The 18,176-nt window shown below is 61.2% G+C and carries 15 protein-coding genes; 4 read left to right on the top strand and 11 right to left on the bottom strand.

What is annotated here, in order from left to right; genetic code table 11:
- Positions 1-136 precede the first annotated feature (136 nt).
- A complete protein-coding gene (locus MKZ91_RS29975; protein ID WP_442892367.1) occupies positions 137-1,246 on the bottom strand; it encodes an ABC transporter substrate-binding protein in 1,110 nt (369 codons plus the stop codon).
- Between the two features lie 86 nt (positions 1,247-1,332).
- Positions 1,333-2,466, bottom strand: coding sequence for an ABC transporter substrate-binding protein (locus MKZ91_RS29970; protein WP_336174667.1), 1,134 nt, complete (start codon positions 2,464-2,466; stop codon positions 1,333-1,335).
- Positions 2,467-2,572: 106 nt separating this feature from the next.
- On the opposite strand from MKZ91_RS29970, the gene MKZ91_RS29965 reads away from it, so the two are divergent.
- From MKZ91_RS29965 to MKZ91_RS29950, 4 genes are all read left to right on the top strand, one after another.
- Positions 2,573-3,376, top strand: coding sequence for a class I SAM-dependent methyltransferase (locus MKZ91_RS29965; RefSeq protein WP_336174666.1), 804 nt, complete (start codon positions 2,573-2,575; stop codon positions 3,374-3,376).
- A 331-nt stretch (positions 3,377-3,707) separates the two neighbouring features.
- Entirely contained in the window at positions 3,708-6,065 is a 2,358-nt protein-coding gene (locus MKZ91_RS29960; RefSeq protein WP_336174665.1) for an Orn/Lys/Arg decarboxylase N-terminal domain-containing protein, read from the top strand.
- A gap of 23 nt (positions 6,066-6,088) precedes the next feature.
- Positions 6,089-6,649: a GNAT family N-acetyltransferase gene (locus MKZ91_RS29955; protein ID WP_336174664.1), complete on the top strand. Its 561-nt coding sequence runs from the start codon at positions 6,089-6,091 to the stop codon at positions 6,647-6,649.
- Positions 6,650-7,112: 463 nt separating this feature from the next.
- The gene (locus MKZ91_RS29950) at positions 7,113-8,489 is read left to right on the top strand and encodes an enoyl ACP reductase FabMG family protein (protein ID WP_336174663.1); all 1,377 of its coding nucleotides are present in this window, start codon (positions 7,113-7,115) and stop codon (positions 8,487-8,489) included.
- Positions 8,490-8,505: 16 nt separating this feature from the next.
- Here the strand turns inward: MKZ91_RS29950 and MKZ91_RS29945 are convergent, their stop codons facing one another.
- The 9 genes from MKZ91_RS29945 to MKZ91_RS29905 form a co-directional block, all read right to left on the bottom strand.
- Positions 8,506-9,249 carry an amino acid ABC transporter ATP-binding protein gene (locus MKZ91_RS29945; protein WP_336174661.1) on the bottom strand — a complete coding sequence of 248 codons (744 nt, stop codon included), beginning with the start codon at positions 9,247-9,249 and terminating at the stop codon, positions 8,506-8,508.
- Positions 9,246-10,220, bottom strand: a complete 975-nt coding sequence (locus MKZ91_RS29940; RefSeq protein ID WP_336174660.1) for an amino acid ABC transporter permease — start codon at positions 10,218-10,220, stop codon at positions 9,246-9,248. The genes MKZ91_RS29945 and MKZ91_RS29940 overlap by 4 nt, the downstream gene beginning before the upstream one ends.
- A gap of 61 nt (positions 10,221-10,281) precedes the next feature.
- Positions 10,282-11,115 (bottom strand): transporter substrate-binding domain-containing protein, encoded by an 834-nt coding sequence (locus MKZ91_RS29935; protein ID WP_336174659.1) that lies wholly within the window; start codon positions 11,113-11,115, stop codon positions 10,282-10,284.
- A 142-nt stretch (positions 11,116-11,257) separates the two neighbouring features.
- Positions 11,258-11,647: a carboxymuconolactone decarboxylase family protein gene (locus MKZ91_RS29930; protein WP_336174658.1), complete on the bottom strand. Its 390-nt coding sequence runs from the start codon at positions 11,645-11,647 to the stop codon at positions 11,258-11,260.
- The gene (locus tag MKZ91_RS29925) at positions 11,640-12,449 is read right to left on the bottom strand and encodes an alpha/beta fold hydrolase (protein WP_336174657.1); all 810 of its coding nucleotides are present in this window, start codon (positions 12,447-12,449) and stop codon (positions 11,640-11,642) included. The genes MKZ91_RS29930 and MKZ91_RS29925 overlap by 8 nt, the downstream gene beginning before the upstream one ends.
- A gap of 2 nt (positions 12,450-12,451) precedes the next feature.
- Positions 12,452-13,528, bottom strand: a complete 1,077-nt coding sequence (locus tag MKZ91_RS29920; protein WP_336174656.1) for an LLM class flavin-dependent oxidoreductase — start codon at positions 13,526-13,528, stop codon at positions 12,452-12,454.
- A gap of 34 nt (positions 13,529-13,562) precedes the next feature.
- Positions 13,563-15,077, bottom strand: coding sequence for an aldehyde dehydrogenase (locus tag MKZ91_RS29915; protein ID WP_336174655.1), 1,515 nt, complete (start codon positions 15,075-15,077; stop codon positions 13,563-13,565).
- Between the two features lies 1 nt (position 15,078).
- The gene (locus MKZ91_RS29910; protein ID WP_336174654.1) at positions 15,079-16,065 is read right to left on the bottom strand and encodes a flavin reductase; all 987 of its coding nucleotides are present in this window, start codon (positions 16,063-16,065) and stop codon (positions 15,079-15,081) included.
- 177 nt (positions 16,066-16,242) lie between these two features.
- Positions 16,243-18,048 carry a helix-turn-helix domain-containing protein gene (locus MKZ91_RS29905; RefSeq protein WP_336174653.1) on the bottom strand — a complete coding sequence of 602 codons (1,806 nt, stop codon included), beginning with the start codon at positions 18,046-18,048 and terminating at the stop codon, positions 16,243-16,245.
- Positions 18,049-18,176 lie beyond the last annotated feature (128 nt).

The raw sequence follows: 18,176 nt of genomic DNA, 5'->3' as shown, positions 1-18,176 counted from the left end.
TTCGGGGCCGGGTTTCTTCAACATGGCCCACTGAATCACAAACCCCCAGCTCTCGCCAGGGGTTTGTCAGCAGTCTGGAGGGCGCGATAGCGCCCTCTTCCCTCAGTAACGGTGATCGGTTCAACCATGGCGACCATCATTCTCCACCCTTCGGCAGCGAGACGAAGTAGCCCGGGCGATAGGTCACCGGCAGGAACTTTTCGTGGAACTCGCGGAATGTCTTGTCCGGGTCGATGTCGGCAAAGAGGTCCGGATGGAACCACTTCGCGAACTGCTGGATCGGGACGAATTCGTAGGGTGCGCCGTAGAACTGGTGCCAGACGGCGTGAACGTTGCCCTGCTTCACCGCCTTCAGCCCGGGAAAACCGGGGCGCTGCATTAGACCGCCTAGGCGTTCCTGTGCTGCTGCCGCGTCGGCGCCGCGACCGACGCTGACGAACTGGTTGAGATCGGACTCCGCCGACCAGTTGCTGCCGGTGATGATGACATGGTCCGGATCGCTAACGATCAGCTGCTCGGGATTGAGGTCGCCGAAGGTGCCCTTGATCACGTCCGAACCGATATTGTGGCCACCGGCCTGTTCCACCATCGCGCCGAAATTCGCAGGTCCGAAGGTCCGGCAGCAGACGACATCGCCGGTGATGCCAGGCGAGCGCTCGATGAACACCTTCGGGCGCGCGATCGCACCGGCTTTCTGAAGGCGATCGGTAACGAGCGCGATCTGGGCACCGCGGTATTCGATGAACGCGAGCGCTTTCGCCTCGGCACCGAAGAGTTGACCGAGGATCTCGACGGATTTTTCGCTGTTGGCGGCAGGATCGACGCGGAAGTCGAGATAGACGACCGCGATGCCGGCGGCAGCCGCCTTTTCGATGAAACCGGATTCCTCGACTGCCTTCTCGGCCTCTAGGTTCAGCGTCAGCACGTCCGGCTTCAGAGCGATTGCCGCTTCGAGGCTGAAATCGCCTGAGGGGATGTAGCCGAAGCGCGGAAGCTTCTCGATCTCTGGGAAGCGCTCGACATAGGCCGCGTAGGAGTCCGGGTCCTTCTTCAGGAGATCGTCGCGCCAGCCGACGATCGTGTCGAAGACGTGTTCGCCCTTGAGTGCTGCGGCCACATGGATCTGCCGCGCCTCGCCGAGCAGGATGCGCTTGGCCGGAAGTGCGATTTCAACCTTGCGGCCGGTGACATCGACGATTTCCGCCGCACCGGCCGGCAGTGCCGAAAGCACAATTGCAGCGATCATCGCGGACACGATTTTCCTGAGGATCGACATATTCATTCCTTTCGATTGCGGCGCTTGGGGCCTCCCCTCCCCGTCCGCAGATGCCTTTACTTGGCTGATGTCAGCGAGACGAAGTAGCCGCTCTTGTAAGGAAGCGGCAGGAAGCGCTCATGCAACTCCTTGAAGGTCGCCTCCGGGTCGAGGTCGGCGAAGAGATCCGGATGCAGCCACTTGGCGATCTGCTGGATGGCGACGAACTGGTAGGGGTTGTTGTAGAACTGGTGCCAGATCGCATGGACCTGGCCGTCCTTGACCGCCTTGACGCCGGTGAAAGCCGGACGCTCGGTTAGCTTTTCCAGCTTGCGCGCCGCTTCCTTCTCTTCCGCTCCGTAGCCAACGCCTACCCAGTTGCTACCGGGTACATAGCCCTGCCAGTTGCCGCCGGTGATGATGATCTGGTCCGGGTTGGATGCGATGATCTGCTCCGGATTGACCGTGCCGAAGGTGCCGGGAATGATGTCCCTCGCCATGTTCACGCCGCCGGCGAACTCGACCATCTTGCCGAAGTTCTCGTTGCCGAAGGACATGCAGCAATCGTCGGAATAGCCGCCGGCGCGCTCGACGAAGACGAGCGGCTTCTTCGGGTTTGACTTGGCGAGAACGTCCGTAACCCTGGCGATGCTTTCGGCGCGGAACTTGATGAATTCCTCGGCCTTGTCTTCCTTGCCAAGCAGCTTGCCCATCAGCCGCATGCTCGGCTCGGTGTTTTCCATCGGCTTCTCGCGGAAATCGACATAGACGAGCGGGATGCCGACCTTGGCGAGCTTCTCGATATAGCCTGCCTCTTCGGTCGCCGTCTTGGCGTCGATGTTCATCAGCACGACATCGGGCTTCAGCGCCACCGCCTGCTCGATATCGAAGGTTCCATCCTTCATGCCGCCGAAGGTCGGCAGCTTGGCAATGTCGGGATACTTGGCGAGATAGGCGGCGTAGCTTTCGGGGTCCGCCTTGGAGAAGTCGTCGCGCCAGCCGACGACGCGTTTGAACGGGTCTTCACGGTCAAGCGCGCCGAGGAAATAGATCTGGCGGCCTTCTCCAAGGATCACATGCTCGACCGGCACATTGACCTCGACGTCACGACCGGTGACGTCCTTGATCTTGACGACATCAGCGGAGGCCGCCGTGGAAAAAAGCACGCAAAAGCCCGTGGCGGCCGCAGCCACCCTGTTGAAAAACCGCATTGTTTTCTGCTCCGCTGGGAAAATCGTGGCGATCTAATGTTTCATGACTTTATTAGTCAACATTTATCTTTTAGAACGCCTCCAAACAGAGGCGAGCGATGTCGGCATGAGCGATGTGAAGAAACGGCAAAACTACAACCTGCGCGATGAGATCAAGGCCTATTGGTCGGAGCGTGCCGCAACCTTCGATCTGTCGCCGGGCCACGAAATCTTCTCGGAGGAAGAGCGTGCGGCGTGGCACGCGTTGTTCTTGCGTCATATCGGAACGGGCGACGGTCGTGCTGCTCTGGACCTTGCAAGTGGGACGGGCGTCATCTCACATCTGCTCGACGAACTCGGCTTCAATGTTCAAGGCCTGGATTGGGCCGAACCCATGCTCGAACTTGCCCGGCAAAAGGCTCGCAAGCGCCGGCGCGCGATCCGATTCGCGCTTGGCGACGCTGAAAATACCATGGAGCCTGACAGCCACTACGATGTGATCGTCAACCGGCACCTGGTATGGACGCTCGTCGATCCGGCCGCCGCCTTTGCCGAATGGCTGCGCGTCTTGAAGCCCGGCGGGACGTTGCTGATCGTCGATGGCGACTTTGTGAACACCAGCGCGCTCGAGCGGTTGTTTTCCAGGCTCAGTGCCTTGGGGCAGCGCTTCGGCCTGTTCAAGGCGGAAACGCCGACCGGTTCGCCGCAGATGATGGCGACGCATCGCAGCATCCTCTCCCGCGTGCATTTTTCGCAGGGAGCCCGCGCCGAGGCGGTCGTCGAACTCTTGCGCGCAGCCGGATTCGTCGACATCGTCATCGACAGAGACCTCCGCGAGATCCATCGCACCCAGGCCAGAAACTGGAATGTATTCAAGGGCCTGGCGCGGCAGTGCCAGCATCGCTACGCCATTCGCGCGACGAAAGACTAAGACCTCGCATCCGTCTGATGCGGTTTCTCGCACCAGTCAACCGAGTAGCCACGACCATCGATGCACCAACGCCGCCTTCAGATCTGACGACACGTTGTGAGACTTTTGGGGCGCGCGGAATCGGAACATCGATCTGCAATAGGCTATTCGCCTTCATGCTCGAGGAATCGATCGTTTCCGCGTCTGATCAGCGGCACGCAGCGCTCGTGCCGGAGACGGGCTATCGCCAGCCAACCATTGCGTGCGAAGATCCCTGATAATCTGCGCAGCTGTCACAACACCGTCACGAAACATACGAACAACTCGCACCGTATCGATTGCGGAGGTTCAGATGGACTACTTCAGGCGCTTTACCTTTTTGTTCGCGACACCCGCTTTCGACAGCGAGGATCTGGAAGGAGCCCGCTATAACCAGATCGTCGAGGAGATTGAGCGATCCGGTTTCGAGGTGGTGCGCGCGCGCAATCTCGAAGACGCCGAAATCGCCGTTCAGACGGATGCGGCCATCGGCTGCATGATGGTCGACTGGGGCAAGAAGGGTATGGAAGGCAAGACAGCCTCCCTCATCAACCTGATGCGCCGCCGCGGCCTCGAATTCCCGATCATTCTCCTGATCCGCCGCAAGCGCTTCGAGGATGTTCCGGTGGAAGTGCTCGATTTCATCGACGGCTATGTCTTCCTCTCCGAAGAGACGCCCGCCTTCATCGCGAAGAACCTCATCAGCCGCCTCAAGCAATATGCCGAGACGATGAAGACGCCTTTCTTCGGCGCTCTGGTGGACTACGCTGAGGAAGGCAACCAGCTCTGGACCTGCCCGGGGCACAATGGCGGCGTGTTCTATAGCCGCAGCCCGGTCGGCCGCGTGTTCATGGAGCATCTGGGCGAAGCCGTCTTCCGTGACGATCTCGACAATTCGGTGCTCGACCTTGGCGATCTGCTGACCCATGAAGGCCCGGCGCTTGCTGCGCAGAAGGAAGCCGCAAAGATCTTTGGCGCGGAGAAGACCTATTTCGTCCTCAACGGCACCTCGACCTCCAACAAGGTCGCCCTATCCGCGCTCGTCACCGATGGCGACCTGGTGCTGTTTGATCGTAACAATCACAAGGCGGCACATCACGGCGCCCTGATGATTTCCGGCGGTATCCCGGTCTATGTGCCGACGGCGCGAAATGCCCATGGATTGATCGGCCCCATGGATTTTGGTGCTTTGAACGAAGAGACGCTGCGCGAGCGCATCCGCACCCATCCTCTGGTGAAGGACCCTGAGGCCTGGAAGAAGCCGCGCCCGTTTCGCGTGGCCGTGGTGGAGCAGTGCACCTATGACGGCACCATCCACAATGCCGAGATGATCCTGAAGGCCATCGGGCATCTGTGCGACTATATCCTGTTTGACGAAGCCTGGGCGGGCTTCATGAAGTTTCATCCGCTCTATGCCGGCCGTTTTGCCATGGGCCTTGCCGAACTCGGACCCGAGGCGCCGGGTATCATCGCCACGCAATCCACCCACAAGCAGCTTGCGAGCTTCTCGCAGGCGTCGCAGATCCACATGAAAGATCGGCACATCAGTGGTCAGAAGCGTCGGGTCGAGCACCGGCGCTTCAACGAGAGTTTCATGCAGCACGCGTCGACCTCGCCCTTCTATCCACTCTTTGCCTCGCTCGACGTCGGTGCGCAGATGATGAAGGGCCGCTCGGGCGAAGTGCTTTGGGACGATACGATCCGGCTCGGCATCGAGCTGCGCAAGAAGATTCGGGCTGTGCGCCGGGAGTTCGAGGAAAAGGAGCGGCGGCCGGAGCGCCGCTGGTTCTTCGAGCCCTTCGTGCCGGATCGCGTGGCAATCCCGGATGTGGCAAGCCCCGGAGGGGTACACGACGTGCCGTGGGAGAGCGTCGCCACCGATCAGCTGGCCACCAATCCGGCGTTCTGGCACCTCGCCCCGGGTGCGACCTGGCATGGCTTTTCGGACATGGCGGCGGGCTTCGCCATGACCGATCCCAACAAGCTCACGCTGCTCACGCCCGGCTTCGACAGGGCAACCGGCCAATATGCCGAGCACGGAATTCCGGCGCCGATCGTTGCGCAATATCTGCGTGAGAACCGGATCGTCGCTGAAAAGAACGACCTGAATTCGCTGCTGTTCCTGCTCACGCCCGGCGTCGAAGCCAGCAAGGCGGGCACGTTGATCAGCGGCCTTGTCGCCTTCAAGAAGCTTCATGACGACAATGCGCCCTTGGAAGAGGCGATCCCGGAATTCTATCGCCGCCGGCCCGGTCGCTACGCCGGCGTCAGATTGCGCGACCTGTGCGGCCAAATGCATCGCTTCTTCCGCGACGCCAATGTAAGCGCGCTGCAGGCCAAGCAGTTTTCCGAAGCGCATCTGCCGGATATCGCCCTTTCGCCTCACGATGCGGCGCGCTGCCTTGTGCGCAACGACGTGGACTATCTGCCGATCGACGCCATCGCCGGACGGATCGCAACGACACCTTTCGTCGTCTACCCGCCGGGGATCGCCACCATCGTGCCGGGCGAGCGGCTGACCGAGCGAGCGCAGCCGATGATCGATTATCTCAAGATGTTCGAGACCTGCTTCAACACGTTTCCCGGCTTCGACGTCGAGATCCAGGGCCTCTACCGTGAAACGGACGCATCGGGCCGTGTACGACTTCATACCTACGTCGTCGCCGAATAGGATTTAGGAATTTCGGATCCCCCATGCCGCAGGACAATTCAATCGTCATTCGCCCGTCGCGGGAAAGCGATGTGGACGCCATGCTGGCGATCTATCGTCGCCACATCCGACGTGGCATCGAGGAGGGCGTTGACGAGGGCGACACACCGCAGCCGGACGATCTGCGCGAGCGACGGAAGAACCTCAAGAGCCGCCGCTTCCCGCACCTTGTCGCGATCAAGGAAGGCGAAGTCGTCGGCTACGCCTATGTCGTCCTGTTTCGCAAGCGACCTGCCTACCGTTATGCCGTCAAGCACTCGATCTATGTTCATCACCAGCATCTTGGCCAAGGCATCGGGCGCCTGCTCATGCGCGATCTGATCGATGCCTGTGCCGCGGCCGGTTTTCGGCAAATGATCGGCTATATCGACGCCGAAAATGTTGCCTCGCTCACGCTGCACGAGCGGTTCAGCTTCGTTCGAGTCGGCGTTTTGCCGGGAATCGCCTACCGCTACGGCCGCTGGGCGGACAGCGTCATGGTCCAACGCTCGCTCGGACCTGGTTCGACGACGGCACCGCCTCCCCCGCCCCTCTCTACCCGTTGAAGAGCGAAAACCGGATGCAGTGCGAGATCGGCAACCATCGAGAGGGCGAGTGCGACGCGGATGATGGCGCCTGCCTTCTGCAGGGTGAAATCAGGTGGAACGGGCACTGGGCCGGTCCGGCTGCGGCAGGTGCGTATCCCTATCACGCCGACAAAAGCGCTGCCCGCAACATGCTGAAAAAATGCGTTAAACAGCCCGTCGGTTACCGCGAGTGTACCAGTTGCAAGGCAGTGGTGGAGCCAATGCCTGTTCCGGGTTTGGCGAAAACCCGCGACTCCTCGATGAGGCACGGTGGTGGACGCGCTTTTTCGGCTTCAATGAGCCGGACGCGATAAGGGGACTTCACGCTTTGAGATAATCGGTCACTTAAAATGACTTCCCATTGCAGCCGAGTATGGTCATGTGGGCACCTAAGCACGTGTGAGCCCTTGCTCGACGACCACCGAACCGAAGAGCTGATTGCATGGAAAAGCCCGCCTCGTTGAACCGCATCGCCGAAAACACAGTCTTTCGCAAAGGTGATGTTTTCGTCCTCTTCGGCGAACTGTTCGGCCGCGGATATGCGACCGGCTTGCTCGATGAAGCCAGGCGAGCCGGAATGGAAATCGTGGGGATCACGGTCGGACGTCGCGACGAGAACAATGCTCTGCGACCTTTGAACGCCGAAGAACTCGCCGCCGCCGAGGACCGTTTGGGCGGCAGGATCATCAACATACCGCTAATGGCCGGCTTCGATCTCGACGCGCCGGAAGGTGGCCCCACGCCGACCGATCTGCTTTCGAGCATGACGCTGGAGAGCTGGGAACAGGACAAGCTCGACTGGGACTATATCAGCCGCTGCCGGGACGCGGCGACCGCACGGTTCACGGAGTCGCTTTCACAGGTCATGGCCGTTCTCGACGGGATGATCGGCGATGGCCGCAATGTTTTCTTCGCCCACACGATGGCCGGCGGCATTCCGAAGGCCAAGGTGTTCCTGGTCATTGCCAATCGGATCTACAAGGGACGTGGCGCCCGCCACATGTCTTCCCAGGCGCTGCTCGACAGCGACATGGGCAAGCTGATCCTGCAGAATTTTGATGAAGTCTCGGCCAACACCTTCCGCCACCTGATCGACTTCAGCACGGCGATCCGCGAGCGCGTCGAGGCTTCGGGTGGTCAGGTGCGCTACACGGCCTACGGCTACCATGGAACGGCCGTGCTGATCGACGGGAGCTACCGCTGGCAGACCTACACCAATTACACCCAAGGCTACGCCAAGATGCGGCTCGAAGGCATCGCAGAAGAAGCCTGGGCAGCCGGTGTGAAGGCGAGCGTCTATAACTGCCCGGAAATCCGAACCAACTCCTCGGACGTTTTCACCGGCATCGAGCTACCCCTGATCCCGCTGCTGCTTGCCTTGAAGAAGGAAAACGGCGGCCAGTGGGCAGACGAGCAGTGGCAGGCCTGTCAGCGGCTTCTGGCAGACGGCTTCACGATGGAGGACGTGTTCCAGAGGATTACCGATATGCAGGCCGACGATGTCATGCGTCCGTTCTACGATTTCTCGGCCTGGCCGATGGCGAACAACCAGGGCCAGTCTGATCTGACCATCGGCACGTCCAACGACATCACGCAGATGCATCGGGACGGCAAGGCGTTGATCAGCGACCTTTTGAGCGCGCTTGTCGTCGAGGCGACCGGGCAACTGATTTTTGGCGAATCGTCAAATCCGTCCGGCCCCGTGCAATGGCTGAACCACGATATTGTGGCGCGCCGGCTGAACGCCTCTCACGCACGATCGGCGTCCGTGCCGTCCGCCGAGAACGGCAAAGTGACCTCCCTGCCCGAGGTCGCCTGATTCCCAGCCGGATCCTTTAATGCTTCAGGATCTGGCTGAGGAAGAGCTTCGTCCGCTCGTGCCTGGGATTTGTAAAGAACTCGCCGGGCTTTGCTTCCTCGACGATCTGGCCAGAATTCATGAAGATTACCCGGTCGGCAACCGCCCGGGCGAATCCCATCTCATGCGTGACGCAGACCATGGTCATTCCGTCCTTGGCGAGACCAGTCATGGTTTCGAGCACTTCCGATACCATTTCCGGATCAAGGGCTGAGGTGGGCTCGTCGAACAACATCACAGCCGGCTGCATGCAGAGAGAGCGGGCGATGGCAACGCGCTGCTGCTGGCCGCCCGACAGCTGAACCGGGAACTTGTGCGCCTGTTCCGGAATGCGCACCCGTTCCAGGAACGTCAGCGCCCGTTGCTTCGCCTCTGCTTCCGGCACGCCGTTGATCCACATCGGACCGACCATGCAATTCATTAACACGGTCATATGCGGAAAGAGGTTGAAGTGCTGGAACACCATGCCGACGTTGCGGCGCACCTCGCCGACATTGCGCATCTTGTTGTGCAGGTTGATGCCGTTGACGACGATTTCGCCCTCCTGATGGGCCTCCAGGCGATTGAAGCAACGGATCAACGTCGATTTGCCCGATCCGGAAGGGCCGCAAATGACGATGCGCTCTCCCTTGTGAACCGTCAGATTGATATCCGTCAGGACCTGGAAGTTGCCGTACCATTTGGAAACGTTCCTGACCTCGATAATCGTCTCAGCACTCATCTGACCTTGCTCCTGGCATAATGGCGTTCGATGCGGGATTGGATCAGCTCGAGGCAAATGGACATGATCCAGTAGAGCATTGCGGCTGAGATCAGCATCTCCATGTGCTGGAACGTCTTCTGGCCGAGCGTGCGCGCCAAGAACATCAGTTCCCAGACGCCAATGACTGAGACCAGCGAACTGTCTTTCAGCATGGAGATGAACTGGTTTCCGGTCGGCGGGATGATGACGGGCAGCGCCTGCGGCAGGATGACCTTGCGCATCGTAAGCCCGAATCCGAAGCCAATCGAGCGCGAAGCCTCCCATTGCCCGCGATCGATGCTCTGGATGCCGGAGCGGAAGATTTCCGTCATGTAGGCGCCGTAGCAGAGCGAGAGCGCAAGGATGCCGGCCGGCACGGCATCAATGATGAAACCAAGCTGCGGCAGGCCGAGATAGATCAGATAAACCTGCATCAAGAGCGGCAGGCCACGGAAGAACGACGTGTAGAAGCTGGCGATCGCATAGGCGAAACCGTTGCTCGAAAGCTTGGCCACTGCACCGAGAATGGCGATTGCCGACGCGATCACGATCGAGATTGCCGAAACATAGACCGTCGTCACCAGCCCCTGCGTGATGAGAAACGGCAGCTTCTCCTCGATGAACGGCAGGCTGAGATTGAAGGTCTGGAAGAAGGCAAGGAACAGGACAAGCAGTTCGAGCCAGACCACGGCAATCTGCACCCTGAGGCTCGCAAAGCCGATCAGAACGATATTGAGGCAGAAGAGCACTGCGACGACGAAAGCGGTCGCAAAACGACCGTAGAAACCGCTTTCCAACGGCTCGCCGATCACCGGGCGCATCAACTCGCCCATGGTTGTGCCGGCCAGGCCAAAAGTCATGAAGGCGATGAGCACGGCCGCGAACATGCTGGCCACGAACCAGGGTTTGTGGACGAGTATTTCGGACTCGACGGTATCCGGATAAAGCATCTTGGTCCCTCTGGACAAAAAGGCGGCCCGGACCGATCCGAACCGCCAGACGTGGGAAGGCCTACTTCACGACGGTGTAATCGACGCCGTACCACTTCTCGGACAGCTTGCTCAGCGTGCCGTCGCTCTGCATCGCCTTGATCGCTTCGGCGATCTTGTCGTTCAGTTCCTTGTCGCCATGCTCGACCGCAACGGCGAGCGGCTCATAGAACACGGGGTCGCCCACCTGCTTGATCGGATAGCCGGCCTTGATGGCGTCGCGGATGCTCGGCAGCGACGACACCACCGCATCGAGGCGAACGCCGTCGCCGAGGCGAAGGTCGTCGAACGCGGTCGTCGAATTGGCGTAGGATTTCACCTCGGCCGGCTTGAAGGTGTATTCGAACGCCGGAGCGCCGGCGGCATCGAGCGTCAGTTCCTGCTTGGCGTAGGCCTCGAATGTCGAGGTCGCTGTTGTCCCGACGACCTTGCCATCCAGATCGATCAGGGTGACTGCGCCACTATCCGTATGAACCGCGACTGCGGCCGGCGTGTAATAATACACGGCAGGGAAATCGAAGATCTTGGCACGTTCCTTGGTCGGCGTCATCGAGCCCACATGCATGTCCCAGCGGCCCTGCCAGTTGCCGGCGGTGATGATGTCCCAGCCGGGTGTGACGAACTCGACGCTGACGCCCAGTCGATTGGCGATTTCCTTGGCGACATCGACGTCGAAACCATCCATCTCGTTCTTGTCGTTCATGAAGGATTGCGGCGCCCAGTTGGCGTCGGTTGCAACCTTCAGGGTCTTTGCGTCGAGCACGCGATCGAGCACGGCGCCGGCATGGGCCGGAAGCGCTGCGAGCGAGATTGCAAGCGAGGCCGCGGCCGCTGTCAGTCTGATAAAAGTGTTCATGCTGTCGTTCCCTCTTTTGTCGTTCTGGGGCTCCGGCAGGATCCTCTTCCTGCCATCGGGTTGATCTTGAGTTCGATGGTCCCTTCCGTCTTCCGGCGATACGAGGCAGCGCGGAGCGGCTCATTCCTAAAAACAGCGGAAGTCAGCGCTCTCCCTTCTCGTCCATTTCGTTCCGAACATTCCGCGCGACCCGGAAGGCCTCGACGCCTGCGGGAATGCCGCAATAGATCGCGATCTGGACGAGCGCCGCGCGAAGCTCTGCATCGGTCAGGCCATTGCGGATCGCCCCGCGGAAATGGATAGCGAATTCATGCATGCGATTGAGAGCGGCCAGCATGCCAAGGTTGAGCAGGCTGCGGCTCTTCAGGTCGAGCGCTTCGTCCGTCCAGGCCGCACCCCAGCAATATTCATTGAGCAGGTCCTGGAACGGGCGCGAGAAGGCGTCGCTGTTGCCGATCGCTCGATCGACATACTCATCGCCGAGCACCTTGCGCCTGATAGCCTCGCCCTTTCTCAGCAGTGCCTCATCCATCGACCGTCTCCCCCAGGCTCAGAAATTCACCCATCAGGCCCGCGACGACATCCGGCGCCTCGATGAGGATCGAATGGCGCAGACCCGGTAGGATGCGAAGTTCGGATCCGGGGATACGCTCGTGCATGTAGCGCGCCATGCGCGGATTGGAGCCGGCATCGTCCTCGCCAGTGGCGATCAGCGTCGGACAGCGAATCTGGTCGAGGAAACCGCCGAAATCCGTTTCAGCCAGCACCCGGTAGGCCGAAGCGTAACAATCCGGATCATTTTCCGCGTCGCGCGATCTGAGCCTTGCGATCAACTCCGGATTGCTCTCTTGGAAACCCTCCGTCAGCCAGCGCGACAGCGAGGCATTGTGGTGATCTGCCGGTGTGCCGGCCCTGAGCGCTGCAAGCCGCTCGAGAACCCGTTCCCGCTCACCTGGTGTGCGGCCCGCAACCGTCGACAAAAGAATAAGCCGTCGCAGTCGCGAAAGATGGGTGAGCGCCAGGCGCTGGGCGATCAGGCCACCCAGCGAAAAGCCCGCGAGATTGAAGGTGGCGAAACCGGCGCGGTCGGCAAGCGCCAGCGTCTCGTTGACGAAATCGTCGATCTCGTAGCGCCCTTTGAGCCGGCTTGACTGGCCGTGGCCGCGCAGATCGAAGGTCAGGATCGTAAAACGATCCTTCAGCCTCTCGACCACAGCGGACCACGCCTCCAGATAGGACCCGACGCCGTGGATGCAGACGAGCGGCTCGCCGTCCCCGTCGATGCGGTAGTTGATCGTAACCTCGCCTATGGTGTGACGCTGGTTCTCCGCCATTGTCAGCGCCCTACCGCGACGCGTTTCTGCTCTTTTTCGCGTGCGGCGAAGAAGGGCATGATCTCGGTGATGAACAGCTCGAGCGTGCGCTTCTGCAGTTCGAAAGGGAGGTTGAAGGTCAGGCCGAGGCAATACTGATCGACACCGGCCGCTTCATAGGCCAAGAGCTTCTCGATCGCCTCGTCCGGCGTGCCGAACATCAGGTTCTTGCGGATGTTCTCAGGATTGTAGTTGTCCTTGCCCTTGACCGCTTCATAAGGAACGGCCTCGGGGAAGCCGTGGTGTACCGTGCCGATGTTCTGCATGAGGTTCTCAAAGGCGCGGCCATAATCGATGCTGTGCTTGACCGCGAGCTCCCAACCGTCAGGCCTGTCGTAGACGCAGGTGCGGCGCTGCATCATGAAGCGCGGACGCGGTACTTCGGGGTGATTGGCGACGGCCTTGTGGAACTTGTCGGAAAGCACCTGGATTTCCGCAGCCGGCGCCGACAGCGGTGTCGACAGGATGCTTGCGCCATTTGCGATCGCCCAATCGAAGGTACCCGGATCACGCGCCGCCACCCAGATCGGCGGATGGGGCTGCTGCAACGGCTTCGGAACGGCCGCGGTGATCGGAAAATTCCAGTAATGGCCCTCATGGGCGTAGTCGCCGGCCCACAGCTTCTTCACCGCCGGCACGATCTCCTTCATGTAGGCGACGCCCTCCTGCTGCGGCATACCGCCCGCCATACGGTCGAACTCGTACTGGTAGGAACCGCGGGCGATGCCGAACTCCAGCCGCCCATTGGTCAGGTGGTCGCAAAGCGCCGACTCGCCCGCGAGCCGGATCGGGTTCCAATAGGGTGCCACCAGCGTTGAGGTACCCAACCGGATGCGATGGGTGTGCTGGGCCAGCCAGACCAGCGTCTGGAACGGGTTCGGCGATATCGTGCATTCGAGCGTGTGGTGCTCGGCAGTCCAGAGTGCCTCGAAGCCGCCTTCGTCGGCAATGCGCGCCAGTTGAAGCAGGTTGTTTTTCACCCGCTCCATCGGCACATCCGGAGAGAAGCGCTCCATCGTGAGGGATACTGCAAATTTCATGGTATCTGCCTTTCCTGTGCCCGTGCGGTTGTCGCTATTTCAGGCGGATGACGAAGGGGTCCTGCATCGCGCCGGAGTAGTCGACGATGACGTTCTTCAGGCGGGAGAACTCATGCATGACCTCGAAGCCACCGCGCCGGCCGTAGCCGCTTTCCTTGAAGCCGCCGTTGGCGGACATGAACGAGGCGGAGCGATAGGTGTTGATCCAGACGGTGCCTGCATCGATCCGGTTGGCGAAGCGCAGCGCCCGGTCGATGTCCTTGGTCCAGATTCCAGAGGCGAGGCCGTAGCGCGTGTCGTTGGCGAGCTGGATCATCTCCTCCTCGTCGCGAAACGGCATCACGCCGACCACGGGGCCGAAGATCTCGTCGCGCATGAACGCCATGTCGTTATCCGCATCGACGAGCACTGTCGGCGCGAAGTACCAGCCTCCATCAGCAAGCCCTTGCCTCTGCGGGCGGTGGCCGCCGGTTGCGATCCTCGCCCCTTCGCTCACGCCTGACGCGACGTATCCCTCGACCTTCGACAGTTGGTCGGCGAGTGCCAGCGGACCGATGTCGGTGTCGTCAACCGTCGGCAAGCCAACGCGGATGCGCTCAGTCCTGGCGACGAGTGCGTCGATGAACTTGCCATAGACGCGCGCCTCCACGAAGCAGCGTGATCCCGCCACACAGGTCTGGCCGGCTGCGGCAAAGACGCCGGAGACGACGCCGTTCACCGCATGCTCGATGTCCACATCGCCGAAGACCACGTGGGGAGACTTGCCGCCGAGCTCCATCGAACAGGGAACAAGGTTCTCGGCCGCGTTCCCGGCGATACGCCGACCCGTCGCCGTGCTGCCGGTAAAGACATATTTGGCGACGCCGGGATGGCGGGTCAGCGCCTCGCCAGCGCTCTTTCCCGTACCCGTCACGACATTGACGACACCGGCTGGGAAGCCCGCCTCGTCGATCAGCTCGGCAAGGGCCAGGGTCGAAGCGGTCGCGTGCTCGGAAGGCTTGATGACGACCGTATTGCCGATCGCAAGGCAGGGTGCCAGCGTGCCGGTCAAGAGCATCAGCGGCGAATTCCACGGCGTGATCATGCCGACGACGCCCAAGGGTTCGCGAAGATTGAAGTTCAACGTGTCGAGGCGGTTGATCGGGATCGTCTCGCCCTGCAGCTTGTCGGCCATGCCGGCGAAATAGTGGTAGCTGTCGGGCATGGCACGCATCTGCGCCCGCGTTTCCTTGAGCAGCTTGCCGTTGTCCCGCGTCTCGATCTCCGCGAGCGCGTCGGCATTGGCGCGGATGAGTTCGGCAAGCCGCCGCATCAACGCGCCACGATCGGTCTGCGTCATGCGCCGCCAGACCGGATTGCGGAAGGCAACCTCCGCGGCAGCCACGGCAGCCTCGACATCATCCGCATCTGCTTCGGCAAGGTGATACCAGGGCGCGCCCGTCGTCGGGTCGTAACTGGCGATGTAGTTGCCGTTCTTTGGCGCCACGAAATCCCCGCCGATGAACAAGGGCTGGCGCGAGCCCTCGATGGAGCTGACTGTCGTCTTCATGTCATTGTCCTTGGTCTTGGGAGGTGTGACGCCAGGCGCGGGCTTGCCCGTCGATCATCGCGACGCGACCGCCATCGTCGCTATCCATGTAGATGCCGAAGCGTCCCGCCTGACGCTCACGCACATAGCGCCGCAGCATCGATCGCAATTCGTGGGTGGCGATCGCCTCGTAGGGCAGATCGTCTATCGAGAAGAACCGGAGATCGCCGGGCAGGTTTGTGCCCTCGCCCGCCAGCCGGGCGCGGTAGACGAGATAGCCGGGATCGCTGTCGGCGACGTCGAAGACCGAATAGAGGAACGTTTCCTCCGGTACGAGGTGCAGCGCATCGCCGCCGTCGACGACGAGCTGGCTGTCGGCCTTGCGGCGCCGGGCCGAGGGCAGCACCCAGTTGCCCTTGCCGTCTGTGCGAAGCAACAGCCGATCACCCGCCTCGATCAGGTATCCGATGATCATTCCTTGAGAGGCGAGCCAGCCGTTCGGCAGCGGATCCTTGACGCTCGCGTAACGACCGCGGCAGAAGCCGAGGGGTGCTGTCGGGCTCGTTCCGAAAGCACGTACTTGGCCAATCAGAACCGCATGGTCGCCGGCATCGACCGTGCTGAAGGTGGTGCAATCGAACCACGTCAGGCTGTCCGTCAGCACCGGCGCGCCGGTGTGAATATTGTCGTGGGTCACCGACTGAAACTTGTCGTGCGCCTTCGAGGCGAAGGTGCCGGAGACGTCGACCTGCCCCTCGTGCAGGATGTTGACTGCAAAGCACCCCGCGCTGGTGAAGGCGTGGTAGCTCGATGCCGATTTCGCGACGCAGACAAGCAGCAGCGGCGGATCAAGGGAGACGGAGGTAAAGGAATTCGCCGTCATGCCGCGTGGCGTGCCATCCTCGTCGCGGGTCGTGATGACGGTGACGCCGGTTACGAAAGTCCCGAAGGCGCGACGAAGCGCAATGGGATCTATCGGCGCGTCCGTCGATACCTCTTCCACCACCATGCTTCGTTCCTCCTCTCGATCACATTGAGAGGAGGCTATCGCGGCCATTGCGTCCCTTCTTCCGCGCCTTCATAGGAAGAGAAGAAGAACTTCTGCATCGATCCCACGCAAAGAAATGACGACCGAAAAGGATCGTGGCGATCCCGTCGCAAGAGGCACTTCAAGGGGAGAGAAATGTCAGGTGCGGGCTGTGGAACGGTTGTCGATGACGCCATGGAGGCGAAGGGCGAGTTCGACCGCAAAGCGCTTTTCCGGCGTCTCAATGTCGATGCCGAAGAGCTCCTGGATTCGCGTCAGGCGATAGCGCAGCGTGGTGACGTGCAGGCCCATCGTATCGGCGCAGGCCTGGCTGCGGCAGCCTTCCTGGAGGTAGACCGATAAGGTTTCGAGATACGGCGTCCCGTTTTCGCGATCGTGGTCGGCGATCGCGCCGATGCTTTCCTGCACGAAGCCGCGCACATCACCCGCTTCGCAGGCCGCTACAAGCATCGGAAGGGGGCCGAAGTCCTGGGCCGATACCGCGCCGGTCAGTCCGAAGGAACGACCGATCCCAATCATGCGCAAGCACCGCTCCCATGCGGCCGGATAGTCGCCAAGCGCGGCGCAACGGTTGCCGACCACCACGATCGGTTCCTCGTCGAAATAGCGGCCGAGCTCCTCGGCAATGCGGCGGGTGAGCTTCGCCGTACGCTCTTGCCGTTTGCCGGGTTCCGGTGGCACCAGGCAAACCACCCCGCCCTCGATGGCGACAAGGCCGGCCTGCAGCGACGCCTGCTGCATGATGCGTGACAAGGTATGCTCGACATCGACGGATGCGCCGCCAAACGCCTTTGTTTTTTCCGGGAAATCGACGACGATCATCTGCTGAGGAGTGGCGAAACTGAGCCCCAGCCGCTGTGCTCTCTGCGAGATGTCGTTTGCATTGCGCCAACGTCCTTCAACCACCTCGAAGAAGAGCTCGGTCTGCGTCCGGGTTTCGAACCGGAACCGGATGAAGCTGCGCATCATCTGCACGCTCAACGCAAACTTGGCGCTGTCGAGCATCATCAGGTCGAGGTCGCTGAATTCCTGCGACGTCGGAAAGATGATCAACGCACCGACCAATTGCATGTCCACCGTCAGCCCTTCGATGCGCGCAGTGAGCCGGAAGCGCTGCTTGCCGTCGTCCAGGAAGAGGCTGGTTGCCTCGCTCGTCCCCCTCTCGACGGCATCGCGCGCCGCCTTCATCAGCGACCGGGCAAGCGTGGTCGAAACCGCATCCTGCCAGCTGGCGTCATCGAAGAGGCCTGCATTCGGCGATTGGCCCGCCATGACCTGGTTCGCGGTAAAATCGACGACGACTGTCGGATTGGGAAGCATCGTCCCGACCATTGCCGAGAGCGACGCGACCGAACCGTCCGTCAGCACATGCTCCAGAAGCGAGGTATGGGCCTTCAACGCACGCTCGAGGCGCTGAGCCGATACCTTCTGCGCTTCCAACTGATGCTCGCGCTCGACGGCAACAGCGCCCAGGTGAATGATGGTGCCGAGAAAGGCGAGATCATCCTCGGAAACGTCCGTGACCTGGCGTGCGATGACGCTCAAGACCATTGGACGGCCTTCCGCATCCTTGCAGTTCATCGGCATGACGAGGACGGTGCGGTAGTCGCGCTCGAAGGCTTCCTTCCGGTAGCCCGGAAACTCGTCCGATTCGCGCGCGTCGCGGATGTAAACGGGTTCGTTTCGTTGCAGGGCGATGAGGGACGGGCTCGTCGCCAGCTCCCATTTGTCGGGCAGCGACCGCTGGATCAAAGTCGGGTCGTAGCGCACGATAACATGCGCATAACCGTGGGCTGCATCGATGCCCATGATCGAGCCGAGTGACCAGTTCGCATGACGACAGGCCGCCGCAATGAGCTGCCGCAGCACGGTCTGAAGATCGCCACCGCTGTTGATCTGACTGGCGACGTCGCGGAGCGCCAGTATCCGGGACTTCTGATCCAACTCGTCTCGCCTTTTGACATCTATCAATCAACCATGCGCGCGCGGAATGGCAATGTCTACTCTGCTTGCGAGAAGTCGTAGCTCTGATCTTCCGACGAAAGATAGGAAGCGCCATCGGCCGATCCCGC

This window comes from Ensifer sp. MJa1, assembly GCF_037026475.1.
GTDB lineage: Bacteria > Pseudomonadota > Alphaproteobacteria > Rhizobiales > Rhizobiaceae > Ensifer.
Note: the sequence above shows the minus strand (reverse complement) of the source record. Positions and strands in the feature narration are given on the sequence as shown.